17 protein-coding genes are annotated in these 25,330 nt (G+C 68.6%); 10 read left to right on the forward strand and 7 right to left on the reverse strand.

The features are described 5' to 3' along the window. The first annotated feature begins 52 nt into the window (after nt 1–52). Nucleotides 53–3,952 (forward strand): DNA-directed RNA polymerase subunit beta', encoded by a 3,900-nt coding sequence (locus OH768_RS31060; protein WP_359608908.1) that lies wholly within the window; start codon nt 53–55, stop codon nt 3,950–3,952. Nucleotides 3,953–4,031: 79 nt separating this feature from the next. On the opposite strand, the gene OH768_RS31065 is transcribed toward OH768_RS31060, so the two are convergent. From OH768_RS31065 to OH768_RS31090, 6 genes are all read right to left on the reverse strand, one after another. Beyond that, a complete protein-coding gene (locus tag OH768_RS31065) occupies nt 4,032–5,249 on the reverse strand; it encodes a M48 family metalloprotease (RefSeq protein ID WP_406459082.1) in 1,218 nt (405 codons plus the stop codon). 45 nt (nt 5,250–5,294) lie between these two features. After that, on the reverse strand, nt 5,295–5,849 hold the full coding sequence (locus OH768_RS31070) for a Pycsar system effector family protein (RefSeq protein ID WP_406459084.1): 555 nt from the start codon (nt 5,847–5,849) through the stop codon (nt 5,295–5,297). Then, nucleotides 5,846–8,110: a hypothetical protein gene (locus OH768_RS31075; RefSeq protein ID WP_406459086.1), complete on the reverse strand. Its 2,265-nt coding sequence runs from the start codon at nt 8,108–8,110 to the stop codon at nt 5,846–5,848. Before OH768_RS31075 ends, OH768_RS31070 begins: the two co-directional genes overlap by 4 nt. Before the next feature lie 54 nt (nt 8,111–8,164). Further along, nucleotides 8,165–10,429 carry a hypothetical protein gene (locus tag OH768_RS31080; RefSeq protein ID WP_406459088.1) on the reverse strand — a complete coding sequence of 755 codons (2,265 nt, stop codon included), beginning with the start codon at nt 10,427–10,429 and terminating at the stop codon, nt 8,165–8,167. Further along, entirely contained in the window at nt 10,426–11,373 is a 948-nt protein-coding gene (locus OH768_RS31085) for a hypothetical protein (protein ID WP_406459090.1), read from the reverse strand. The genes OH768_RS31080 and OH768_RS31085 overlap by 4 nt, the downstream gene beginning before the upstream one ends. 141 nt (nt 11,374–11,514) lie before the next feature. After that, on the reverse strand, nt 11,515–12,270 hold the full coding sequence (locus OH768_RS31090) for a Crp/Fnr family transcriptional regulator (protein ID WP_406459092.1): 756 nt from the start codon (nt 12,268–12,270) through the stop codon (nt 11,515–11,517). A gap of 230 nt (nt 12,271–12,500) precedes the next feature. Here OH768_RS31090 and OH768_RS31095 point away from each other — a divergent pair, with 230 nt between their 5' ends. From OH768_RS31095 to OH768_RS31135, 9 genes are all read left to right on the forward strand, one after another. After that, nucleotides 12,501–13,046 carry a DUF1707 and DUF4190 domain-containing protein gene (locus OH768_RS31095; RefSeq protein WP_406459094.1) on the forward strand — a complete coding sequence of 182 codons (546 nt, stop codon included), beginning with the start codon at nt 12,501–12,503 and terminating at the stop codon, nt 13,044–13,046. Between the two features lie 309 nt (nt 13,047–13,355). Beyond that, nucleotides 13,356–13,727, forward strand: a complete 372-nt coding sequence (gene rpsL, locus OH768_RS31100; protein WP_003948652.1) for a 30S ribosomal protein S12 — start codon at nt 13,356–13,358, stop codon at nt 13,725–13,727. Nucleotides 13,728–13,730: 3 nt separating this feature from the next. After that, complete coding sequence (gene rpsG, locus OH768_RS31105; RefSeq protein ID WP_005481264.1) at nt 13,731–14,201, forward strand: 30S ribosomal protein S7; 471 nt, start codon at nt 13,731–13,733, stop codon at nt 14,199–14,201. 39 nt (nt 14,202–14,240) lie between these two features. After that, nucleotides 14,241–16,370: an elongation factor G gene (fusA, locus tag OH768_RS31110; RefSeq protein WP_406459096.1), complete on the forward strand. Its 2,130-nt coding sequence runs from the start codon at nt 14,241–14,243 to the stop codon at nt 16,368–16,370. 143 nt (nt 16,371–16,513) lie between these two features. After that, the gene (gene tuf, locus OH768_RS31115; RefSeq protein WP_317880746.1) at nt 16,514–17,707 is read left to right on the forward strand and encodes an elongation factor Tu; all 1,194 of its coding nucleotides are present in this window, start codon (nt 16,514–16,516) and stop codon (nt 17,705–17,707) included. Nucleotides 17,708–17,884: 177 nt separating this feature from the next. Beyond that, a complete protein-coding gene (locus tag OH768_RS31120) occupies nt 17,885–20,956 on the forward strand; it encodes a glycosyl hydrolase 115 family protein (protein WP_406459098.1) in 3,072 nt (1,023 codons plus the stop codon). 72 nt (nt 20,957–21,028) lie between these two features. Continuing rightward, on the forward strand, nt 21,029–21,391 hold the full coding sequence (locus OH768_RS31125; RefSeq protein WP_406459100.1) for a hypothetical protein: 363 nt from the start codon (nt 21,029–21,031) through the stop codon (nt 21,389–21,391). 73 nt (nt 21,392–21,464) lie between these two features. Further along, complete coding sequence (locus OH768_RS31130; protein ID WP_406459102.1) at nt 21,465–23,480, forward strand: hypothetical protein; 2,016 nt, start codon at nt 21,465–21,467, stop codon at nt 23,478–23,480. Nucleotides 23,481–23,488: 8 nt separating this feature from the next. Beyond that, on the forward strand, nt 23,489–24,016 hold the full coding sequence (locus OH768_RS31135) for a hypothetical protein (protein WP_406459104.1): 528 nt from the start codon (nt 23,489–23,491) through the stop codon (nt 24,014–24,016). A gap of 136 nt (nt 24,017–24,152) precedes the next feature. On the opposite strand, the gene OH768_RS31140 is transcribed toward OH768_RS31135, so the two are convergent. Continuing rightward, nucleotides 24,153–25,325, reverse strand: coding sequence for a hypothetical protein (locus OH768_RS31140; RefSeq protein WP_406459106.1), 1,173 nt, complete (start codon nt 25,323–25,325; stop codon nt 24,153–24,155). Nucleotides 25,326–25,330 lie beyond the last annotated feature (5 nt).

Below are 25,330 nucleotides of genomic sequence, written 5' to 3' on the forward strand. Positions count from 1 at the left end.
GACCCCCGTATCAGACCCCAAGACTTACAACCCTGAGAGGGATTGACGCATAGTGCTCGACGTCAACTTCTTCGATGAGCTCCGGATCGGTCTGGCAACCGCTGACGACATCCGTCAGTGGAGCCACGGCGAGGTCAAGAAGCCCGAGACCATCAACTACCGCACGCTCAAGCCCGAAAAGGACGGACTCTTCTGCGAGAAGATCTTCGGTCCGACCCGGGACTGGGAGTGCTACTGCGGCAAGTACAAGCGTGTTCGCTTCAAGGGCATCATCTGTGAGCGCTGCGGCGTCGAGGTGACCCGCGCCAAGGTGCGCCGTGAGCGGATGGGCCACATCGAACTGGCCGCGCCCGTCACGCACATCTGGTACTTCAAGGGTGTCCCGTCCCGGCTGGGCTACCTGCTCGACCTCGCCCCGAAGGACCTCGAAAAGGTCATCTACTTCGCGGCGTACATGATCACGTTCGTCGACGAGGAGCGCCGTACGCGCGACCTGCCCTCGCTTGAGGCGCATGTCTCCGTGGAGCGTCAGCAGGTCGAGAACCGGCGTGACTCCGACCTCGAAGCCCGCGCCAAGAAGCTCGAGACCGACCTGGCCGAGCTCGAGGCCGAGGGTGCCAAGGCCGACGTGCGCCGCAAGGTGCGCGAAGGTGCCGAGCGCGAGATGAAGCAGCTGCGTGACCGTGCGCAGCGCGAGATCGACCGCCTGGACGAGGTGTGGACCCGGTTCAAGAACCTCAAGGTCCAGGACCTGGAGGGCGACGAGCTCCTCTACCGCGAGCTGCGTGACCGCTTCGGCACGTACTTCGACGGTTCGATGGGTGCCGCGGCGCTGCAGAAGCGTCTGGAGTCCTTCGACCTGGACGAGGAGGCCGAGCGCCTCCGCGAGATCATCCGTACCGGCAAGGGCCAGAAGAAGACCCGTGCGCTGAAGCGGCTGAAGGTCGTGTCTGCGTTCCTGCAGACCTCCAACAGCCCCAAGGGCATGGTTCTCGACTGCGTCCCGGTCATCCCGCCGGACCTCCGCCCGATGGTGCAGCTGGACGGTGGCCGCTTCGCGACCTCCGACCTGAACGACCTGTACCGCCGTGTGATCAACCGCAACAACCGCCTGAAGCGCCTTCTCGACCTCGGTGCGCCCGAGATCATCGTGAACAACGAGAAGCGCATGCTCCAGGAGGCCGTCGACGCGCTCTTCGACAACGGCCGTCGTGGCCGCCCGGTGACGGGCCCCGGCAACCGTCCGCTGAAGTCGCTGTCCGACATGCTCAAGGGCAAGCAGGGACGCTTCCGTCAGAACCTGCTCGGCAAGCGTGTGGACTACTCCGCGCGTTCCGTGATCGTCGTCGGTCCGCAGCTGAAGCTGCACCAGTGCGGTCTGCCGAAGGCCATGGCGCTGGAGCTCTTCAAGCCGTTCGTGATGAAGCGCCTGGTGGACCTGAACCACGCGCAGAACATCAAGTCGGCGAAGCGGATGGTCGAGCGCGGCCGCACGGTCGTCTACGACGTCCTCGAAGAGGTCATCGCGGAGCACCCGGTTCTGCTGAACCGTGCGCCCACGCTGCACCGCCTCGGCATCCAGGCCTTCGAGCCGCAGCTGGTCGAGGGCAAGGCCATCCAGATCCACCCGCTCGTCTGCACCGCGTTCAACGCGGACTTCGACGGCGACCAGATGGCCGTACACCTGCCGCTCTCCGCGGAGGCGCAGGCCGAGGCGCGCATCCTGATGCTGTCCTCGAACAACATCCTGAAGCCGGCCGACGGTCGTCCCGTCACCATGCCGACCCAGGACATGGTGCTGGGTCTGTTCTTCCTCACCACCGACGGCGAGCTCCGTGACGTCAAGGGCGAGGGCCGCGCGTTCGGCTCCACGGCCGAGGCGACCATGGCGTTCGACGCCGGCGAGCTGGCGCTCCAGTCGGCCGTCGACATCCGCTTCCCGGTGGGCACCATCCCGCCGCGTGGCTGGGTGCCGCCGGTCCGCGAGGAGGGCGAGCCGGAGTGGCAGCAGGGTGACACCTTCCGCCTGAAGACGACCCTGGGCCGCGCGCTCTTCAACGAGCTGCTGCCCGAGGACTACCCGTTCGTCGACTACTCGGTGGGCAAGAAGCAGCTCTCCGAGATCGTCAACGACCTGGCCGAGCGCTACCCCAAGGTCATCGTGGCGGCGACGCTCGACAACCTGAAGGCGGCGGGCTTCTTCTGGGCGACCCGTTCCGGTGTCACCGTGGCCATCTCCGACGTCGTCGTGCCCGAGGCGAAGAAGGCGATCGTCGCCGGCTACGAGGCCAAGGACGAGAAGGTCCAGAAGCAGTACGAGCGCGGTCTGATCACCAAGGAAGAGCGCACGCAGGAGCTCATCCAGATCTGGACCCAGGCGACCAACGAGGTCGCCGAGGCGATGAACGAGAACTTCCCCAAGACGAACCCCATCTTCATGATGGTTGACTCGGGTGCCCGAGGAAACATGATGCAGATGCGTCAGATCGCCGGTATGCGCGGTCTGGTGTCGAACGCCAAGAACGAGACGATCCCGCGTCCGATCAAGGCCTCCTTCCGTGAGGGCCTGTCGGTGCTGGAGTACTTCATCTCGACCCACGGTGCTCGAAAGGGTCTGGCGGACACGGCTCTGCGTACCGCCGACTCGGGTTACCTCACCCGTCGTCTCGTCGACGTCTCCCAGGACGTCATCATCCGCGAGGAGGACTGCGGCACCGACCGCGGCCTCAAGCTGCACATCGCGGAGCGCGGCGCGGACGGTGTCCTGCGCAAGGCCGAGAACGTCGAGACCAGCGTGTACGCCCGTGCGCTGGCCGAGGACATCACCGTCGACGGCAAGGTGCTGGCCCCGGCCAACACCGACCTCGGCGACGTCCTCATCGACGAGCTGGTCAAGCACGGCATCGAGACGGTCAAGACCCGCTCGGTCCTGACCTGCGAGTCCGCCGTCGGCACCTGCGCCATGTGCTACGGCCGCTCGCTGGCCACCGGCAAGCTGGTCGACATCGGTGAGGCGGTCGGCATCATCGCCGCCCAGTCCATCGGTGAGCCCGGCACGCAGCTGACGATGCGTACCTTCCACACCGGTGGTGTGGCCGGTGACGACATCACCCAGGGTCTGCCCCGTGTCGTCGAGCTCTTCGAGGCTCGTACGCCGAAGGGTGTCGCCCCGATCTCCGAGGCCCAGGGCCGCGTGCGGATCGAGGAGACCGAGAAGACCAAGAAGATCGTCGTCACCCCGGACGACGGCAGCGACGAGACGGCGTTCCCGATCTCGAAGCGTGCCCGTCTTCTGGTCAGCGAGGGCGAGCACGTCGAGGTGGGCCAGAAGCTCACCGTGGGTGCCACCAACCCGCACGACGTGCTGCGCATCCTGGGTCAGCGCGCCGTCCAGGTCCACCTGGTCGGCGAGGTCCAGAAGGTCTACAACTCGCAGGGTGTGTCGATCCACGACAAGCACATCGAGATCATCATCCGGCAGATGCTCCGCCGCGTGACGATCATCGAGTCCGGCGACGCCGAGCTGCTGCCCGGCGAGCTGGTCGAGCGCTCCCGCTTCGAGCAGGAGAACCGTCGTGTGGTGCAGGAGGGCGGTCACCCGGCCTCCGGTCGTCCGCAGCTCATGGGTATCACCAAGGCCTCGCTGGCCACGGAGTCCTGGCTGTCGGCGGCGTCCTTCCAGGAGACGACCAGGGTGCTGACGGACGCGGCGATCAACGCCAAGTCCGACTCCCTGATCGGCCTCAAGGAGAACGTCATCATCGGTAAGCTCATCCCGGCCGGTACGGGCCTGTCCCGCTACCGCAACATCCGGGTGGAGCCCACCGAGGAGGCCAAGGCCGCGATGTACTCGGCCGTCGGCTACGACGACATCGACTACTCGCCGTTCGGCACCGGCTCCGGCCAGGCCGTCCCGCTGGAGGACTACGACTACGGTCCGTACAACCAGTAGTAGTTGGCTCTGAAGTACTAAGGGCGGCCATCCCGTTTCGCACGGGGTGGCCGCCCTTGGTCATGCCGTCATGCCGTGCTCAGTACGGCCGCTGCGGCTGGAGGTACTGCTGCAGGTGGTGCAGCCGGGTGTGGTAGTCCGGGTGGGAGGACAGCAGCTTGCTCAGCGCGCTCTCCTCGACGGGCACCCCGCCGTTCCGCGCGGTCTGCGAGGCCTGCTCGTGCTGCTCGCCCTGGTGCAGCTTGTCGAGCACGGACGCCAGCATCGGGGCGAAACCGAGGGCGGCTGCGTGTTCGTCGGCGCGCAGCTCCGCGCGGCGGCCGACTGCGGCGAGCGCGTACGGCACCCCCAGGATCAGCAGGGGCAGCCCGTAGAGGGTGCTGATGGTGGCGAACGCGAGACCGCCGATGATCATCACGACGAAGGCGACGCCGAAGCAGCCGAAGGCGCGCGAGACATGGAAGGCGACGACGGAGAACGCCTTCAGCACCCGCCAGGCCATCCGGCCCGGCAGCGCGTACCAGTAGCCGAGCAGCCCGGACCAGGCGTGTCCGCCGACATGGTGGCCGAGTTCGTGCGCCATGACGGCGGCCAGCTCGCCGTTGGGCAGCTCGTTCAGGGCGAACCGGGTGACGCCGACGATGTGGCCGGCCGCGGCGACCGCGTTGAGGCCGTCGCTGTCCTCGACCCACAGCTCGTAGTTACGGCCCTCGACGCCGGCGCGGGCCGTGACCTCCCGCCAGACCGGTTCGATTTTGGCTCGTTCTTGTGGAGTGGGGTAGCGCAGATGGAGCAAACGGCGCGCGAGGGCGCTTTCGGTGGGCCGGTGGAAGACGAGTGCGCCGCTGGCCAGCCAGAGCAGGATCACCACGAACGCGAGCTTGCCGAAGAGGGCGGAGAACAGGCCCACGACGGCGAGACTGCACAGGAAGTTCGGCAGATAGAGCAGCAGATTGCCGACCGCGGTGGCGTCCGTGTGGCGCTGCTGGCTGGCGATGTGGACGCGCCGGGCATCGGTGTTGATGTGGTTCGGGTGGTCCGGGTCTTCGGAGGGCGCGGGCTGGGCGGCCGGGGCCGGAGCAGGGGCCTGGGCCGGGGGAGTCAGGGGCGCCTGGGGCGGGGTCTGCGGGTACTGCGGTGGTATCGGGGCGGAGCCCTGCGGGACCTGCGGGTAGGTGTACGGGGTCTGTGGATAGGTGGGCGGCTGCGGCTGCTGCTGGGGGTACTGCGGGGGTACCTGCGCCGACTGCTGGGGGTACTCGGGGTACTCCGGGTATCCCGGTGGTGGTTGGGTCATGGTGCTTGCTTCCTTCTGAGGCGGGGACGGGTGCCGGTGCGGCGGTCAGCCGATCAGCAGTGAGGCGGGCAGCAGGACCGTGCCGGTGCAGAAGGCGATCAGGCCGGTACGGATCCACTGGTGCTTGCGGGCGACGATCTGGCTCAGCTCGGCGAGGGCGGTGGTCAGCCCGGTCGTGGGGTCACGCCCGGTGTCGCCGAGCGCGGTCTCCAACTGGCCCTGCCGGACGGCCTGTTGGATGTCACCGAAGTAGGAGAGGGGCCGGCCGGGCGTCCACCGCTCGGAGCGGTAGCGGGGGAGCACGGCCAGCAGCAGCGCGAACAGGGAGAGCCCCAGCGTGGCCAGTGCGGTCCACCACAGCACGGTGGCCGTGGCCGACAGCTCGCCCGGGGTCCACCCCCGCCCCGCGAGCAGCCCGCTGAACACACCCCCGGTCATCCCAAGAGCCCCGACCAGCACGGACGCCTTGCCATCGGCACGGGCGACTTCGTTGCGCAGCTCTGCGAGCAGCCGCTCGCAGAGGGGGACGAGGTCGGTGGGGTGGGGGAGTAGGGGAGTGGGAGTGGGCGTCGGTGGGGGAGCGGGGTCGAGTGTGGTCATACGCCGCCCTCCGGCCCGTCGGCTTCCTCGACGTCCTCCTCCTCTGCGCCCGCGGCCACCTCCGGCAGGGTCGGTGTCCGGCCGTATCCGGGCGGGGGCTGCCAGGCGGAGCCCTCGGGTGTGGCGGCTGGGGTCGGGGGTTGCGGGGTGGAGGCCTCGGGTGCGGCAGAGGCCGGCGACTGGTCGGCCGGAGCCTTGGACAGGGCGGCGGGTGCCGAACCCGAGTGCTGTCCCGAGGGCTGTGGCAGGGCGGCCGGAGATGATGCCGGGGGCTGCGCCGGGGCGTCCGGGTACGAGCCCTGCGGGGCGTGTCCGGCGGGCGGTGAGCCGTAGGGCGTGGACGCGGGCATGCCCGCGACCGGCCCCTGCGGATACGGCGCGACGCCGGCCGATCCGACCGGTCCAGCGGGTCCACTTGGCGCGGTCGGCCCAGCGGGTCCGGTGGGTCCGGCCTGAGCCGGAGACTGGCCGGAAGCCGCGTGGCCCGGGGCACCAGGGAACGGTCCGGCGGTGCCGGGGACAGCCGTCGGCGCGCCCGGGTAGGGCCCGCTCGGGTACGGGCCGCTGGGGTTGGACCCGCTCGGGAACGCCCCTGATGCCGCACCCTGTCCGGGGCCGTACGGGCTTGTCGCCGGGGACTGCCCGGGGCCGTACGGTCCCGGTGCCGGCGTCTGTCCAGGTGCGTGCGCTCCCGGCGCCGAGGCCTGCCCGGGGCCGTACGGCCCTGTCTCCGCCGCCTGTCCCGGCGCATACGCTCCTGCCGTCGGCGCCTGCCCAGGAACGTACGCCCCGGGTGCCAAGGGCTGCCCACCCGCGTAAGCCCCGGGTACTGCCCCCTGCCCACCCGCATACGCTCCCGGCGCCGAGCTCTGCCCTGCCGCATAGGCACCCGGCCCACTCGCATAGGCTCCCGGCGCCGTGCCCGGCCCACCCGCGTAAGCCCCAGGCGCCGCCCCCTGTCCCGCCGCATAACCCCGCGGCACCCCACCCTGCCCAGGCACATACGGCCCCATCGCCGTCGGCTGCCCGCCGAGCCCCTGCTCATCGGCGGGGTGGCTCCCCGGAGCCGGAGCGGACGGTGTAGCCATCCCCGGGCCCGGGCCCATGCCAGGAGGCGAGCCGGCGATCGGCTCGCCGGGGTATTCCGGGCCCGCCCCCGGAGGGAGCGGCGGAGGAGGCGGGTTCTGGGGTACGCCCGGGAGGCGTTGGGTGAGGATGTCGTTGACCGTGCGCAGGGCCAGTTGTTTGGGGCCTTCCAGTTCCCAGTTCTCGGCCGTGTCGCCGTTCAGGAGTTGCTGTACCAGTTCCATCTGGGCCTGGATCATGCGGAGTTGGTCCTCGCGCATGCTGTTCATGACCATGTGGGAGTCCTCCGGGTGCTGGGCGAGGTGGAGTGCCCACTGGTGGACGCCGCCCTGTTGGAGGTGGAACTGGTAGAAATTGATCTTCTCTTCCTCCAACCGCTGGAGTTCCAGCTGCTGTTGGCCCGCGAGCAGCGCCTGCGCATGCTGCCAGCGCTGCTGTTGGAGGAGCAGTTCCTGCTGGTGGGTGCCGTACTGCATGGCCCGGTCGAGCTGGAGCGAGTCGCTCTGGCGGTAGCGGCGGTCGACCTCGACGTCGATGTCCATGCCCCGCTGCGCCGCCCGGATCTGTTCGTCGGCGGAGTGCTCGATGGCCTGTTTGCGCAGCTCGTGCTCGATGTTGGCCTCGTCGCGCTTCAGCCGCAGCGTCCAGGTGACCTGGAGTCCGGCGGGGGCGCCGAGCGGGCCGAGCAGGTTCATCCGCTCCAGCAGTTCGACCTCGGCCGACGCGCTGTCGGCGATGGCGAACCGGCGGGTCACCGGCCGGGCCGCCTGCTGGAGTTCGCCCAGCAGCAGCCCGGGTACGTTCCGGTGGCCGCTGGCCACGAACCGAACCGGGTCGAGGACCTGCCAGGACAGGTCGACCGCGGCCGTGAACTCGAACGCGTCGTTGTCGCTGGGCAGCGTGAGGTCGCAGGTGTGCGGATGCACGCCCATGTCCACCTCGTACACGGCCGTGTAGCGGTTCGCCGCGATGTCCCCGCGGGTCGGCCGCTGCGGCGGGAGGTACGCCACGTAGCCGCCCTTGCCGGTGGCGAAGACCAGGGCGTGGTCGATACGGACGTACGACTTGAGGTTGAACTCGAAGCGCGACAGCTGCCGCACGGTGAGGACGGGGTCGACGATCTCGGTGTGCCGGTCGGCCGGCTGCTGCCACTCGGGCTGGCGGAAGGTGGGCATGGGCGTGTCTCCTCGGACGTACCACCCGGCGTGCGCCGGTCGTTCCGACGTGGGTCAGCGGATGGGGAGCGTGGTCAGCAGGCGGGCCGCCACCTGGGGCGGCGGTTTTCCGTCCTCGCCGGACATGGTGCGCAGCAGGTGGCTGAGCCGCTGGTGGTCCTCGGGCGTGGCCACCAGCGCCGGGAGCAGGGCGGCGAGCGCCCACTCGGTGGCCGTGGCGCGGTCGGCGATCAGTACCCACGCCTTCAGCACGTCCAGCGCGGGCCGGGTGGTGCGCAGATCGGCCAGCGCGGCCCGCCAGAGGTAGGGGATGCCGTACGCCGAGGCGCTGCCCGCGGCCACCGCGCGGGCGTACCAGTCGAGGACCAGCGGCATGCCGTAGCGCTCGTCGCCCTCGGTGCGCCCGCAGGCGTTGACGAAGCCGGCGAGCGTGAGGTCGCGGACCGCGCGGTCGTCGTCGAGGTGCTGCCGCAGCTCCGCGAGCACCCGTTCCTCGGCCGAGGAGAGCAGCAACAGCCCTACGGCCTCGGCGAGTTCACGCCCGATCTCCAGGTCCAGGTCCTGGTCGTTGTCGTAGAGCCGGCGTACCGCCTTGCGCAGAGCGGCGAGTGCCTGCTCGGGGCGCTCCGAGCCGATCAGGCCGTACGACCGGACGCCCACCCAGCGGCGGCGCTCGTCGTCGCCCTCGCACCAGTCGTCGAGGATGCGCGGGATGTTGGGGGTGTCGATGAGATGGGCGAGGGTCAGGGAGTTGACGGCGACCAGCCGGTGCCGGAACAGCTTGGAGGTGGCCCACACCTCGATGACCAGGGCCATCGCGGAGGGCAGGTCGGTGCGGGCCAGGATCGCGACGGTGGACGCGGCGCGGGTGCGCACCAGCGGACGGCCGTCGTCGGCGAGCCGGCGCAGCCAGTTGATGAGGGCCGGGCGGGCCGACGGATGGCCGGTCCACAGTTCGCGCAGCAGCACCAGCGAGGCCCGCTCGTCCAGGAATCTGGCCTTCTGCTGGGCGACCGGGCCCCACTCGGTGTGCTCGTCCTCCTCGTATCTCGTGGCGCGGGCGAGCTGGAGGCGCTTGCCGATGTGGGTGCCGAAGACGGGGACCTCGGGGACGCGGGCGGGGTTCTCGGTCTCCTGGAGGAACCGGTAGAGGAGGTCGCTGAGTTCGGCGGTGAGGGCGTACGGGCCGCCGTCGAAGGCGGCGAGCGCGACCAGGAACGCCTTGTCCCGCAGATGGATCGCGCTCTCGTCCTCCTCGAACCACTCCTGGACCTGGTTCTCCAGGGAGATCAGTGAGAACTGCGCGATGGCGTCCTCGGTGATCTCACCGGCCGCGAACCGGCCCAACTGCCGTGCGAACGCGGCTACTTCGCGCAGCTGATGGTCGCGGGTGAGGAACTCGACCACGTCCGGCAGGTCCAGCAGCTTGGCCGCGGTCTCCTCGTCGGTGCGCGTGCGCACATGCGCGGCGAGGACCTCGGCCGCGCTCGGTGGCCGCCACTCGACCTTCGGTACGTCCTCCAGTACGGCGGTGGGGCCGACGGTGATGACCAGATAGGCGTCCTGCTCGACGAGCCGGTCCTTCGAGGCGAGGACGTGCGGTTCGCGCAGGGGGCGGTCGCGGCGGGTGGCGAGGTCGCTGACGAGGTAGCCGCGGGCCTGGTCCTCGGCGCTGAACCCGTCGGCGAGGGAGGCCGGGCTGGTGTCGCGCACCAGGGTGCGGACGGGGTCGGCGCCCAGCCGGTGCAGCAGCATCAGGGCGGCGGTGTGGCGGCCCGTGAAGCGGGCGCCGGACAGCACCAGGACACGGTCGCTGCGCAGCCGTTCGAGCAGTCCGGACATGTACTCCTCGTCGGCGACGAAGGTCTCGGCCAGGCGTTCCAGGACGATCCGCGGGACCTCGCCGGAGGCGGAGGCGGGCGCGGACAGGCCCGGTATCGCGTAGTGGATCTCCGTCTTGCTGCCCATGATGACGTCGCCGGTGACCCGGCCGCCGCTGACGCCGTGCTGGTCGTGGCCGACGAGGCCGCCGCCGAAGCGGGAGCGGTCGCCGACGTGCATGCTGCGCGGGCTGTGGTCGATCAGGTCCCGGCGGGCCGCCCAGGCGGTCTGCGGCTGGTCGCGTTCCTCCGCGTCGTCGTCATCGCCGCCCTGCGGGGTGTCGTCGGCGGCCTGGTCGCCCTGCTTCGAGTCACTGGAACCCTTGGCGCCCTTGGCGCCCTTCTGGTCCTTCGGGCCCTTCTGGTCCTTGGCATCGGCCGTGCCGCCGGACCCCGCTCTCGGCTTCTCCGCCTTCTCCGGTTCCTCCTCGCCGCTCATGCGCCGTCCCTCCGCTCCTGCCCGCCGAGGTGGACGTCGCCGGTGACCTGGCCGCCGCTGACGCCGTGCTGGTCGTGGCCGACCAGGCTGCCGCCGAAGGACGGCGGACCGCCGTTGAAGTTGAAGACGACACCCGGCGCCGGGGCTCCCCGTGTTCCGTCCGGCGCCGGGCGGTTCTCCGGTGACCCGCCCTGCGGCGGCACCCGCTCCTCGCGGTCGTCCGGCGCGGGGGCGTCCGAAGCCGGGGACTGCGATGCGGGGGCATCGGGCGCGGGTGCTTCCGAACCCGGGGCCCGGGGCGCAGGGCGGTCCCCCGATCCGCCCTGCGCCTCCCCCTCCCCCGCGTCACCGTGGTTCTCGCCGGCCGCCCCGTCGGGCACCGGTCCTTGCAGCCAGGCCTCCAGCGGGCCGTTCTTGCTCGCCACCGTCACCCGGTGGAAGTCGTCGGCCGGGATGCCCGGGTGGTCGTGGCGGACGACTCCCGCGTACAGGGCGTCCGAGACGCACAGCGCGAAGTCGGCGGCGCGCTCGCGCAGGGCGGCGCGCAGGACGTCCGCGTCCAGCAGCCGGCAGGCGTGGTTGAGGTCGGAGCCGACCCAGCCGTCGTGCTGGTCGACGGCGACGTAGCCCGTGGCGACGACACCGCGCAGCCGGATCTGCGCGGAGCGGGACGCCATGCGGTTGACCGCCTTCAGCCGGACCGGCACCTCCGTGAGCAGGGCCCGCAGCAGCGCCGTGACGGGGGCGCTCGCGTCGATCAGCTCCATCACCGAGTCGCCGCGGTCGGCCCGCAGCCGCCGGGTCTCGTCGATGCCCGCGCTCTCCAGCGTGCGGTCGGTGATGTCGTAGAGCATGCGGCGCAGATAGGCCTGTTCCACGTCGTCCCGGTCGCTGTACCTCTCGATGTCCAGCAGCAGGATCGTGCGGCTCACGGGGTCGCTCATGGTCGCCTTTCGCGGGGGCGTGCTTGTTCGGACTGCGCGGGGGCGTGCTTGCTCAGAGCAGCAGCGTGAGGCTGACGGGACCTCAGCGGTGAGGGAGGATGACGCACTTGGACTGTGAAGGGGTTCACAGTCCCGGTCCGTTCAGTCGTCCACCGGCCCCGGCGGCGACGGGATCCCCGCGGTCGGGCCCGCGGCGGCTATGCGGCGCAGGATGTCCGGGCGCATGATCAGCATCGCGCGGCGGCCGGTGGACACGGCGCCCTTGTCCCGTAACTCCTTCAGCAGGCGCTGCACCATCTCCCGGGACGCCCCGACCGACCCCGCCAGCTCCTGCTTGCTGAGGGGCACGGCCAGTTCGATGCCCTCCGGAGTGCGGCGGCCGTGGGTGCGGGTCAGGTCCAGGAGCAGCACGGCGAACCGTTCCCGCACACTCATCGACGCGAACTCCAGCCGGCGCCGGTCGGCCGCGCGGGTGCGGTCCGTGGTGAGGCCCAGGAGGGCGAAGGAGGTGGCGGGCGAGCGGTTGAGGAAGCCCTTGAACTGGCCGCGCTCCACCGCCACCGCCCGCACCGGTTCCAGCGCGGTCACCGTGGCCGACCGCGGGCGCCCGGTGAGCGCGGCCGACTCGCCGACGATGTCGCCGGGGCCGCGCAGCGCGAGCAGGGCCTCGTAGCCGTTGGCGGCCGAGGCGGTGACCTTGGTCCAGCCGTGCACGAGAAAGAGCACGTGCGTGGAGGGTTCGTGCTGGCGGACCAGGACCATCCGGGGGGTGAAGTCCAGCGCGCGTCCCAGGGCCAGCAGCGCCGAGCGGTCCTCGGCCTCCAGCCGGGCCAGGAACGGCACCTGGTCGTCCAGACCTCCGTCGTCCGGCGTGTACGCCGTTATCCCCGTTGTCATTTACATCCCCCGAATTCCGACAGTGGGTCGATCAACGTACTGAAAGCACGGAGTCGCGGAGAGTGAAAGCGCGGAAACCGGCCACTGGCGGAAGCGCGTGCGTCAGCATGCCGGTTCGCGCCACTCGGGCCGATGCGGCCGGGGAAGTGCCGGGTGGGGAACCGGTGCCGTTTTCGACACGTTGGAGCATCATGGAGGCATTCGGTCTCCGGCGCCGGGGGAGGTGTTCCGTGTCGTACCCGACACCGTGGCAGGGGCAGGGACCGCAGCCGTGGCACGGACAGGGCGGGGCGTCGATGCTGGCGGCGACCGCCGACCGCGAGCGGGCCGTGGACGTGCTCCGGGCGGGCTTCGCCGAGGGGCGGCTGCGGGAGGACGAGCTGGAGAAGCGGATCGCGCGGGCCTACGACGCCCGTACGGTCGGCGAGCTGATGCTGCTGGTCGCCGATCTGCCCCAGGGTCCGCAGGCGACCGTCGTCCAGGCGCCGCCGCCCGGTTTCCGTCCGGTGCCGCCGACCTTCCTGCCGGCTCCGCTGCCGCCGACCAACGGTAAGGCGGTCGGCGCCCTGGTCTGCGGTCTGCTGATCGTGCCGACGCTGGGCCTGACCGGCATCCCCGCGGTGATCCTGGGTCACACCGCCCGCGCCGAGATACGGCGGACCGACGAGGTCGGTGACGGGCTGGCGCTGACCGGGCTGGTCTTCGGGTGGCTCGCGGTCAGCGCCTGGACCCTGTTCCTCCTGCTGCTCGTGGTGGCCGGAGTGAGCTCCAGCTGACCCCTCCGTACCGTAGATTCGAAGATCGCGGAGGGGGTGCGGCTTCGGCTTGTTCCGTGCCGAGCCGTGGGTGACACCCATTTGTTTTGACCGCAGCGAATGAGGTAGGTACGCTCATACCTTGTGCCTGGGGTGTGCCCTGGCCCTCGTGCGTGCCTTGAACCGCACTAAGGGGGCCGACACTGGCCACCGCAATCTGCGCCCCTTTTGCTGCCCGGCGAAAGTCTGCGGGATTCGACACACCCGACCGCGTGGGTCGGCGACGTTCCAGGTTAGCTTCACCATCGGCACACAGAAACCGGAGAAGTAGTGCCTACGATCCAGCAGCTGGTCCGGAAGGGCCGGCAGGACAAGGTCGAGAAGAACAAGACGCCCGCACTTGAGGGTTCGCCCCAGCGTCGCGGTGTCTGCACGCGTGTGTTCACGACCACCCCGAAGAAGCCGAACTCGGCCCTGCGTAAGGTCGCGCGTGTGCGTCTGACCAGCGGGATCGAGGTCACCGCTTACATTCCGGGTGAGGGACACAACCTGCAGGAGCACTCCATCGTGCTCGTGCGTGGCGGTCGTGTGAAGGACCTGCCCGGTGTTCGCTACAAGATCATCCGCGGCTCCCTTGACACCCAGGGTGTCAAGAACCGCAAGCAGGCCCGCAGCCGCTACGGCGCCAAGAAGGAGAAGTAGAAAATGCCTCGTAAGGGCCCCGCCCCGAAGCGCCCGGTCATCATCGACCCGGTCTACGGTTCTCCTCTTGTCACCTCCCTGATCAACAAGGTGCTGCTGAACGGCAAGCGCTCCACCGCCGAGCGCATCGTGTACGGCGCCATGGAGGGCCTGCGCGAGAAGACCAGCAACGACCCGGTCATCACGCTGAAGCGCGCGCTGGAGAACATCAAGCCCACGCTTGAGGTCAAGTCCCGCCGTGTCGGTGGTGCGACGTACCAGGTTCCGATCGAGGTCAAGCCCGGTCGCGCCAACACGCTCGCGCTGCGCTGGCTGGTCGGCTACTCCCGCGCCCGTCGCGAGAAGACCATGACCGAGCGTCTGCTCAACGAGCTTCTCGACGCTTCGAACGGCCTCGGCGCGGCCGTCAAGAAGCGCGAGGACACCCACAAGATGGCCGAGTCCAACAAGGCCTTCGCGCACTACCGCTGGTAGTCGCAGACCCCATCGAGACCGAGAGAAGACTGAAGCCTTATGGCTACCACTTCACTTGACCTGGCCAAGGTCCGCAACATCGGGATCATGGCCCACATCGACGCGGGCAAGACGACCACCACCGAGCGGATCCTCTTCTACACCGGCGTCAGCTACAAGATCGGTGAAGTCCACGACGGCGCCGCCACCATGGACTGGATGGAGCAGGAGCAGGAGCGTGGCATCACGATCACCTCTGCTGCCACCACCTGTCACTGGCCGCTTGAGGACAACGACTACACGATCAACATCATCGACACCCCGGGGCACGTCGACTTCACCGTCGAGGTGGAGCGCTCGCTGCGCGTCCTCGACGGTGCCGTCACGGTGTTCGACGGTGTCGCCGGTGTCGAGCCGCAGTCCGAGACGGTGTGGCGTCAGGCCGACCGTTACGGCGTCCCGCGCATCTGCTTCGTGAACAAGCTCGACCGGACCGGCGCGGAGTTCCACCGCTGCGTCGACATGATCAAGGACCGCCTCGGCGCGGTGCCGCTGATCATGCAGCTTCCGATCGGTGCCGAGATGGACTTCAAGGGCGTTGTGGACCTGGTCCGCATGAAGGCGCTCGTGTGGTCCGCCGAGGCGGCGAAGGGCGAGATGTACGACGTCGTCGACATCCCGGCCACGCACACCGAGGCTGCCGAGGAGTACCGCGGCAAGCTGGTCGAGGCCGTCGCGGAGAACGACGACGAGATCATGGAGCTGTTCCTGGAGGGCCAGGAGCCCACCGAGGAGCAGCTGTACGCCGCGATCCGTCGTATCACCATCGCGTCCGGCAAGTCCAAGGACGTCACGGTCACCCCGGTGTTCTGTGGCACCGCGTTCAAGAACAAGGGCGTCCAGCCCCTGCTCGACGCGGTCGTGCGCTACCTGCCGACCCCGCTCGACGTCGAGGCCATCGAGGGCCACGACGTCAAGGACCCCGAGGTCGTCGTCAAGCGCAAGCCGTCCGTGGACGAGCCGCTGTCCGCGCTCGCGTTCAAGATCATGAGCGACCCGCACCTGGGCAAGCTCACCTTCGTCCGGGTCTACTCGGGCCGCCTGGAGGCGGGTTCGGCAGTGCTGAACTCGGTCAAGGGCAAGAAGGAGCGCATCGGCAAGATCTACCGCATGCACGCGAACAAGCGTGAGGAGATCGAGTCGGTGGGCGCCGGCGACATCGTCGCCGTCATGGGCCTGAAGCAGACCACCACCGGTGAGACGCTGTCCGACGACAAGAACCCGGTGATCCTGGAGTCCATGGACTTCCCGGCGCCGGTCATCCAGGTCGCGATCGAGCCCAAGTCCAAGGGCGACCAGGAGAAGCTGGGTGTCGCCATCCAGCGTCTCGCGGAGGAGGACCCCTCCTTCCAGGTCCACTCGGACGAGGAGACCGGCCAGACGATCATCGGCGGTATGGGCGAGCTGCACCTCGAGGTGCTGGTCGACCGTATGCGCCGTGAGTTCAAGGTCGAGGCCAACGTCGGCAAGCCGCAGGTCGCCTACCGTGAGACGATCCGTAAGGCCGTCGAGCGCGTGGACTACACCCACAAGAAGCAGACCGGTGGTACCGGTCAGTTCGCCAAGGTGCAGATCGCGATCGAGCCGATCACCGAGACCGACGGTCCGGCGTACGAGTTCGTGAACAAGGTCACCGGTGGCCGTATCCCGCGGGAGTACATCCCGTCGGTGGACGCCGGTGCGCAGGAGGCCATGCAGTTCGGCATCCTCGCCGGGTACGAGATGACGGGCGTCCGCATCACGCTGCTCGACGGTGCCTACCACGAGGTCGACTCCTCCGAGCTCGCGTTCAAGATCGCCGGTTCGCAGGCGTTCAAGGAGGCCGCCCGCAAGGCGTCCCCCGTGCTCCTTGAGCCGATGATGGCCGTCGAGGTCACCACGCCCGAGGACTACATGGGTGACGTCATCGGCGACATCAACTCCCGCCGTGGCCAGATCCAGGCCATGGAGGAGCGTGCCGGTGCCCGCGTCGTGAGGGGCCTCGTGCCGCTCTCGGAGATGTTCGGCTACGTCGGCGACCTCCGCAGCAAGACCTCGGGTCGCGCAAGCTACTCGATGCAGTTCGACTCCTACGCCGAGGTTCCCCGGAACGTCGCCGAGGAGATCATCGCGAAGGCCAAGGGCGAGTAACACACACCGTTTGCACGCTTTAGGCTTGACACCGACCGCCGGGGCTCACCCGGGAGGGCAGACCCCGGCGGACGGCATCCCAGCAAAGATCACCTGGCGCCGATGAGTAAGGCGTACCAGAACCACTCCGCAGGAGGACCCCAGTGGCGAAGGCAAAGTTCGAGCGGACTAAGCCGCACGTCAACATCGGCACCATCGGTCACATCGACCACGGTAAGACGACCCTCACGGCCGCCATTACCAAGGTGCTGCACGACGCGTACCCGGACCTGAACGAGGCCTCGGCCTTCGACCAGATCGACAAGGCTCCTGAGGAGCGCCAGCGCGGTATCACGATCTCGATCGCGCACGTCGAGTACCAGACCGAGACGCGTCACTACGCCCACGTCGACTGCCCCGGTCACGCGGACTACATCAAGAACATGATCACGGGTGCGGCGCAGATGGACGGCGCCATCCTCGTGGTCGCGGCCACCGACGGCCCGATGCCGCAGACCAAGGAGCACGTGCTCCTGGCCCGCCAGGTCGGCGTTCCGTACATCGTCGTCGCCCTGAACAAGGCCGACATGGTGGACGACGAGGAGATCCTGGAGCTCGTCGAGCTCGAGGTCCGTGAGCTCCTCTCCGAGTACGAGTTCCCGGGCGACGACCTGCCGGTCGTCAAGGTCTCGGCGCTCAAGGCTCTCGAGGGCGACAAGGAGTGGGGCCAGACGGTCCTCGACCTGATGGCCGCCGTCGACGAGTCGATCCCGACCCCCGAGCGTGACGTCGACAAGCCGTTCCTCATGCCCGTCGAGGACGTCTTCACGATCACCGGTCGCGGTACGGTCGTCACCGGCCGTATCGAGCGTGGTGTCCTGAAGGTCAACGAGACCGTTGACATCATCGGCATCAAGCAGGAGAAGACCACCACCACGGTCACCGGCATCGAGATGTTCCGCAAGCTGCTCGACGAGGGCCAGGCCGGTGAGAACGTCGGTCTCCTCCTCCGTGGCATCAAGCGCGAGGACGTCGAGCGCGGCCAGGTCATCATCAAGCCCGGCTCGGTCACCCCGCACACGGAGTTCGAGGCCCAGGCGTACATCCTGTCCAAGGACGAGGGTGGCCGTCACACGCCGTTCTTCAACAACTACCGTCCCCAGTTCTACTTCCGCACCACGGACGTGACCGGCGTCGTGACCCTCCCCGAGGGCACCGAGATGGTCATGCCGGGCGACAACACTGAGATGACGGTTACGCTCATCCAGCCCGTCGCCATGGAAGAGGGCCTGAAGTTCGCCATCCGTGAGGGTGGTCGCACGGTGGGCGCCGGCCAGGTCATCAAGATCAACAAGTAGTCCTGATCTGATCTGGTAGCAGTTTCCGGAGGGGCCCGTACGACTTCGGTCGTACGGGCCCCTTCGCCGTGCCCGCTGTTACGAAACTATTCGGCGCGTACGACCCGTTGTCCCCTCCGGTCGCTCGTCCCACCATTTGTCATGCCACTGAGCAAATTCGCTTGGGAGGGATGAGTCATGGGCGAGTATGTGAGCCGAAGAGCCGTTCTGGGAGCGGGACTTGCCGCGGTACCGGTGCTGTCGTCACGGGCGGGGTCGCCGGCGGTGCGGTCCACGGACGCGGGGGCGTACATCTCCTTCTCGCCGAGCGCGGGAGCCTTCCCCCTCGTGGGCGCCCCGGTCGTGGTGGACCCCGACGATCACCCCGGAGTCGTACGGGTAGCAGGGGACCTCCGGGCCGACATCGAACGGGTCGTCGGCGTACGCCCCGGAAGCGCGCCCGCCCGCTTGGCGGTTCTGGTCGGCACGATCGGCCGCAGCGCGCTGATCGACGGGTTGGTGGCCGCCGGAAAACTGGACGTGTCCGGGATCCGTGGCAGCTGGGAGACCTCGCTGCAGACGGTGGTCGAGCGTCCGATGCCGGGCGTGGACCGAGCCTTCGTCGTCGCGGGGAGCGACCCGCGCGGCACGATCTTCGGTGCGTACGACGTGTCGTACGGCATCGGGGTCTCGCCCTGGCACTGGTGGGACGACGTACCGCCGACGCCTCGTGACGAGGTGTGGGTGCTGCCGGGGCGGTACTCGCAGGGGACGCCGGTGGTGAAGTACCGGGGCTTCTTCATCAACGACGAGAACCCGGCGCTGGGGACCTGGGCGCCGGCGTACTTCGGGCCGGGCAAGGCGCCGGGGTATCCGGGCGGGTTCACCGCGGACTTCTACGGCCGGGTCTTCGAGGTGCTGCTGCGGCTGAAGGGGAACTACCTCTGGCCGGCGGTGTGGGGCCGGGCGTTCGCGGAGGACGACCCGCAGAATCACCGGCGGGCGTCGGAGTACGGGATTGTCATGGGCACGTCGCATGAAGCGCCGATGATGCGCGGCATCGAGGAGTGGAACCGGCACGCGGTGGCCGCCGTCCGCGACTCGTCCGGCACGATCGTGACACCGGGACACGATCCGTACGGCGGCACGGGCGAGTGGTCGTACCGGCTCAACTCCCAAGCAATCCAGGCCTATTGGCGGGCCGGAGTGCAACGCATGGTCGACCAGGGCTTCGAGGGCGTCGTCACGCTCGGCATGCGCGGCAACGGCGACACGAGCCTTCCGGACGGCGACGGCATCGAGTTGATGCAGGAGATCATCGCGGCGCAACGGCGGATCATCGAGGAGGTGACGGGCCGCCCGGCGGCGGAGACCCCGCAGGTGTGGACGCTGTACAAGGAGGTCCAGCGGTACTGGGACCGGGGGTTGAGGGCGCCGGACGACGTCACGGTCGTACTGACGGACGACAACTGGGGGAACATCCGCAAGCATCCGGACGCGGCGGAGCACCGGGCTGGTGGTTACGGGCTGTACTACCACTTCGACTATGTGGGCGCCGGGCGGAACTACAAGTGGGTGGACACGGCGAACCTGCGGAACGTGTGGGAGCAACTGCACGCGGCGCACGCGTACGGGAATCGTGGGTTGTGGGTCGCGAATGTGGGCGACCTGAAGGGGAACGAGCTGCCGACCGAGTTCTTCCTCAACTACGCCTGGAATCCGGAGGGTTGGGACCTCGCACGGCTCGGGGAGTGGGAAGGGCGGTACGCGCGGCAGAACTTCGGGGCGGCGGAGGCTGTCCCGATTTCCGAAGTCCTGGCGGAGTACGGGCAGTTGCAGGCGCGCCGCAAGCCGGAACTGCTGAACCGGCGGATCACCCTCGTCGACGGCCAGGTGGTCTACGACGACCAGCGGACGCCGTTCGCCTTCGGGCACCGGGAGTTGGAGCGGGTCACGGAGGAGTGGCGGGAGCTGGGGCGACGGGCCGAGCGGATCGGCCGGCGGTTGCCGGGTGGCGGGGTGCGGGACGCGTGGTTCGAACTAGTCGGGTACGAGGTGCTGGCGACCGCCAACCTGTATGAGCTGCGGTCGGCCGAGTTCACGAACCTGCTCTACGCGGCGCAGGGCCGGGCCGCGACGAACTCCCTGGCGGACGCGGCGGAGGCGGCCCTCGTGCGGGACTTCGCCCTGGCCGACCACTTCAACTCGGCGGTGGCGGGCGGGAAATGGCGCGGCTTCCAGACACAGCCGCACATCGACTACGGGGATGTGGAGCGGTACGGGCCCAATGCCGGGTGGCAGCAGCCGGAGCGGGACAACGTGGCGTTGCCGGATGTGCTGTTTCCGGCGGTGCGGCGGATTGAGGTGGGGGAGGGGGCGGTGGGGGCGGAGTTGGGGGTGGCGGTGGATGGTTCGGAGACGGGGGTGTGGTGGCCGGGGGGTGCGTCGGGGGTGGCGGCCGTACTGCCTGTGTTCAGTCCGTATCAGACGAGGCCGCAGCAGTTTGTCGAGGTGTTCAACCGGGGGCGTACGGCCTTCGACTACCGGATCGATACGTCGTCGGTGCCGTGGTTGGCGGTGGAGCGGGCGCGGGGGCGGGTGGAGCGGCAGGTGCGGGTCGAGGTGGCGGTGGACTGGGCGCGGGTGCCGGTCGGACGTGCGGAGGGGGTGTTGACGGTGACGGGTGCGGGGGTGTCGGTGCCTGTCACCTGCGTCGCCGAGAAGCCGTCGGCCCGGGGGCTGCGGGGGTTCGTGGAGGCGGGCGGCTATGTGGCGATCGATGCGGAGCACTACGACCGGGCGGTCGGCGGGTGGCGGCGTATCGACGGCATCGGCCGGACGGGGGCGGGGGTGACGCCGTGGCCCGTGACGCTGCCCAGGCAGACGCCGGGTGGGGCGGGTTCGCCGCGGCTGGAGTACGAGGTGAGCTTGTTGGCGGCGGGTGAGGTGACGGTGTGGGCGTATCTGTCCCCTCGTAACCCTGTGTTGCCGACGGGCGGTCTGCGCTACGGCGTCTCCCTGGACGACGGGCCGATCGAGACCGTAGACATCAACGTCGGTGCTGATGACGGGCTGTTGAACGCGGTGTGGGCCCGCAACACCTCCGACAACGTCAACGCGACCGCGACGAAACACTCCGTGACGAAGGCGGGGGTCCACCGGTTGAAGTTCTGGATGGTGGACCCGACGGTGGTGCTGCAGCGGCTCGTGATCGACACGGGGGGTCTGCCGGCGCTGTACCTGGGGCCGTTGGAGAGCCGGCGGGTGTAGCCCGTGGTTGTGCGCGGAGGGTGACGGGTGGGCGTTTCGGGTGGCGTGCCGGGTGTGTTGGACATTTCGGGGGTGCCGAATGTGCCGGGGGTTTCGGCGCGGGGGAGGGACCTGGCTTCGTCGCCGGGGGAGAAGCAGGCGGCGGCAAGGGCGATCGAGGACCACATCGAGCCCGGCACGTGTGCGGCGGGGCGGTGGGCGGACGACGAAAACGGTGCCGCTGTACGGGAGTTCGCCGCGAAGGACGGGGACGGCTGGGTGGCGTCGGCGGCCCTGAAGAAGGCGCACGGGGCGTGGGCGGACCAGGTGAAGAACCTGATGGACCGGCTCGGCGCGGAGAAGGACGCGCTGCGGAGCGGGAACGCGGTGCTGACGAGTACGGATCTGGCGGTGGGGTCGACGTTGCGACAGCAGTCCTCGCTGGACACGTACTGAGGCCGGCCGGATACGTGTTGAGGTCATCGGAGCTATTGGGGCGACTGGGCGCATGCCGACGTATCACGAGATCATGACCACCGACCTGGCCGCGCTGACCACGGCGGCCGAGCGCTGGGACGGCATGGCGGGCGAGTTCGAGAAGCAGGAGACGGCGTACCGGCGGGATGTGCACGGCATCTCCATGGGCACGTCGTGGACGGGGCTCAGCGCCGACGCGGCGAACGCCCGCTTCGACACCACGCTCAAGGAGTTCGGGTACGCGCAGACGGAGGCCAAGGCGATCGCGTCGCTGCTGCGGGACGCGTACGAGCGGTTCGTGGAGCTACGGGGCCGGGTGGAGACGGCGCGCTGGGACGCAATCCGGGCGGGCATGCGGGTCTCTGAGCATGGAGTGGTGAGCCCCGGCCCCGACCAGCCGGACACCCCCGCCGATCCGCATACCGCGCAGCAGTGGCAGGACCGCATCACCAAGGCGGTACGTGATGTGACGGACGCGGACACGGGCGTCCGGGTCGCGCTGGCGCGGGTTGTGGTCGACTCCGAACTGCTCGCGGGCGGGCTGGGGTTCAACGGCAGGGCGATGGGTGACGTCGAAGCGTACGAGGCCGAGGAGACGGAGGGGTACCTGCAAAAGCTGGGCAGGGGCGGTGAGTTGACGAGCACTCAACTCGCCGAACTGGAACGGTCGTTCCGCGACAACAGCGAGGACGAGGGGTTCTCGCGGATGGTCCTGGACGACCTCGGGTCCACCGGCACGATCAAGCTCACGAACGAGCTGAACGACCGTATCCACGTTCAGGGCGGCGCGGGTGCGGGGGCGTACTCGGCGATCGAGACGGGCCTGGCGAACACCCTCGCTACGGCGACGAAGGACACGAAGTCTAAGTGGTACGGGAAGTGGCGCACCGAGATGCGGCACGCCGGCCTTGCGCACTACGCCACGGACGCCCAGGGCCTCCACCTGGACAAGGCCGTCGGCTACCAATCACTGGTCACACTGATGCGGAAGGGCCACGGCTACGCCCCGGGGATGGTCGAGGACCTCACCGGCGACATGATCGCGGCGGAGAAGAAACACCCCGGGATCTGGCAGGTGAAGGGTACTTGCGCCGGTTCGCGTGGCGGTTGGTTCGCCAACGACCCCGTCGACGGCATGCTCGGCATCATGAGCCGCGACCCGGCGGAGGCGGCGCGTTACCTTCATTCCGACGCCCACATGAAATACCTCATGAAGGACCGCGACTGGAATGTCACCCTGAACGACGAGGGGGCTTCGAAAGGGGGCCATTATGTGTCCCGGTTGGACGGTGACGATCGGGCTGGGTTCGGGGCGGCGTTGCAGGCGGGGGCTACGGGGATCGATCCTGCGGATTCGGATGGGGTTCGTGTGGGGGATCGGGCGACGAACGATGCGGTGTTCAAGTCGGCGTTGAATTATTTGTCCGACAGTGGGGATAAGTTTCCGCCGTCATTGCGGAGGCCGATGGCCAACGTGCTCATCAATCATGGGGATACGGTGCATGCGGCCATGGGTGAGGTCGACGTCAGCAAATCCCCCCTGGATCAGCACCGGCTTTTCGAGGTCGCGAAGCAGGTGTCCAAGGATGAGGGGGCGTACGGCACACTGAACGGCGGGATGAACCAGGCCATGGTGTCAGCCATTCACCACGACCACTCGAACTCGGCCGACTCCCTCAGCGCGGCCGGCCGCACGGTTGGCTTCCTGGAGGAGGCCCGGGTCCAGGCTGCGGGGGAACCGAAGGTCGCGGAGTTCGAGACCAAGCCGTTTTTTGACAAAGCGATTAGCTATATCCCTGTGGTTAGTGGCGATGTGCAGACTGGGTTCGACTATGTGACGGAGCAGTGGCTGGCTGATGAGCAAAAGAGGCTCGATGACAAGCAGACCGAAGAGAATGTAAAGGTCTACTACAGGAGGAACGGACAGCTCATGGGTCTCTCAGAGGAGTGGAGCAAGACGCATCGAGTCGTTGACAGTCTCTACTTCAACCCGCAGCAGGAAATTCGTCGATCCGCGACCGACGGGATCACGAACGCCAAAGGTGTGTCTGGGGATCAGCCCAAGTGAACTCATGTATGCGCGCCGTTCTCCTAGGCTTGTCCGTACTTGCTGTCTCGGTCTTCGTGGTGTCTTGCGACGACCCGGCCGACCACCAGATCCCGAAAGCCATTTGCGGTACCCATATCGATCCCTCGGTGAGTCGTCCTTTGGTGACATCCGACGCGGACCTGCACGAGTACAACCGTGTGGATCGTTCCGAAGCGATCACAGCCCCCTGCGTCTTGCTGTCCGGCCCTGACCCGGTCCTTGATCTCGGCTTCTCGTGGGACCCGAACCCGACTGACTTGATGTACCTGGCAGAGGGCACCGGGTCGGTCTCGCACGTGACGGATCCCCACGCCATCAACTTCACCTACAAGACGATCGTCGGCACCGACGGAGCCATCTCGACCACTCCCTGTAAAACCAAGGGCGGCGACTACTTCACCCTCACCCTCCAAGTCCCCCAAATCAGCCTCATGGACCAGACCCACCGCAAGGACATCGAGAAGTTCATGCGGGCCTACTTCCCGGCGACCCTCAAGACCTTGGGGTGCAGGTGACAGAGTCCCGCTGTCTGCGAGCCCGTCATGAACTCGAAGCATGAAGAATGCGGCGGCCCGGGCTGCGGAGGCAGGTACGGTCCCCCCAGCCAGGGCCACGACTACTGTGCCCGCGGCGTGGTCGGGATGTCGGCCGTCAGGGCACCTCCAGGATGGTGTCGATGATCCCCTGGGCGTACGCCTGCAGCTGCTCGGACCGTGTCTTGTTGAACTTCGCCGGCAGGATCTTCCGCCCGGGGTTCTTGGCCACCCGTAGCTCCGGCGACGGGGTCTGCAGCAGGGCTTCTCCCTTCTCGGACATCATCTGGACCCCGTCGAGGAAGGCCCAGCTCTCCTGGATGTCGTCGACCTCGACGGTGAACACGGGGGCGCCGGGACGCGCGCCGAGGCCCTTCGAGGAGGGGACTTCGACGGGTCCCCAGTCGCCGAGGGAGAAGGCCTCGGGCGTAGTGCTCGCCTTGGCGTAGTGGACGACGGGAACGGCCTCGGCCACGTGATTGCCGCGTACGAGCGTCGGGTCCAGCTTGGCGATGGCCTGTGCGGCCTTGAGGGCGAGAGCGTCGTCCGCCCTGCCTTCCTGGGTGCGTGCCGAGTCGAAGCGTCGGTCCGTCCCCTTGCCGTCCTTTCCCGCGCTCTGCACCGGGAAGGCAGGGTCCAGGAGGGGGTCGAACTTGCAGATCTCCAGGTCGAACTTCGGGCAGTCCTTGCCGAGTTGGTATCTCGGGTCGACGAAGATGCCCGGGAAGTTCACCCCCTTGATGGCGGAGACGCCGTCCCAGTTCTTGATGTCGTCGTCGCTCATGCCGGTCTGGGCCTTTCTGCCCGGCAGCTGGTCCCTGGTCACCGGATGGGTGCCGTGGACGCTGACGATTCTGATCGGCCGGAACTGCTCGACGAACTGGATGACGTACCGGATCTCCGGCAACTGGGGCAGCGTCCGTTTGGCTTCCCGCAACTCAGTGCCGTCCCGGCCGATCAGCAGCCCTTTCTTCAGGACGCTCAACGGCTCTCCCGGCGGGGGGAAATGGCGGGCGGGGTGAAAGTCCGCACCGCCGGGGCGCGGGATTTCCCGCCAGGTGTTGTCCGTGTCTCCGCGCTTCCACTCGTCGGCGCGGGCAAGGAGCCCCCGTTCGGGAAAGACGTCGGGGATGACGACCGCCCCGAAGCGGGTCGGCTTCTTCCGGGCCGCCAGCTTGGTCCGGATCCAGTGCGCCACCTCGATGCCGCCCTGCTCGCTCTCGTGGATCCCCGCCACGATGAGGACGAACTGCGGCTCCGAGCCGAAGAAGACATAGCTGTTCGCGGTCATGAAGG

Origin of the sequence: Streptomyces sp. NBC_01622, from assembly GCF_045209635.1 — a bacterium.
Taxonomy (GTDB): domain Bacteria; phylum Actinomycetota; class Actinomycetes; order Streptomycetales; family Streptomycetaceae; genus Streptomyces.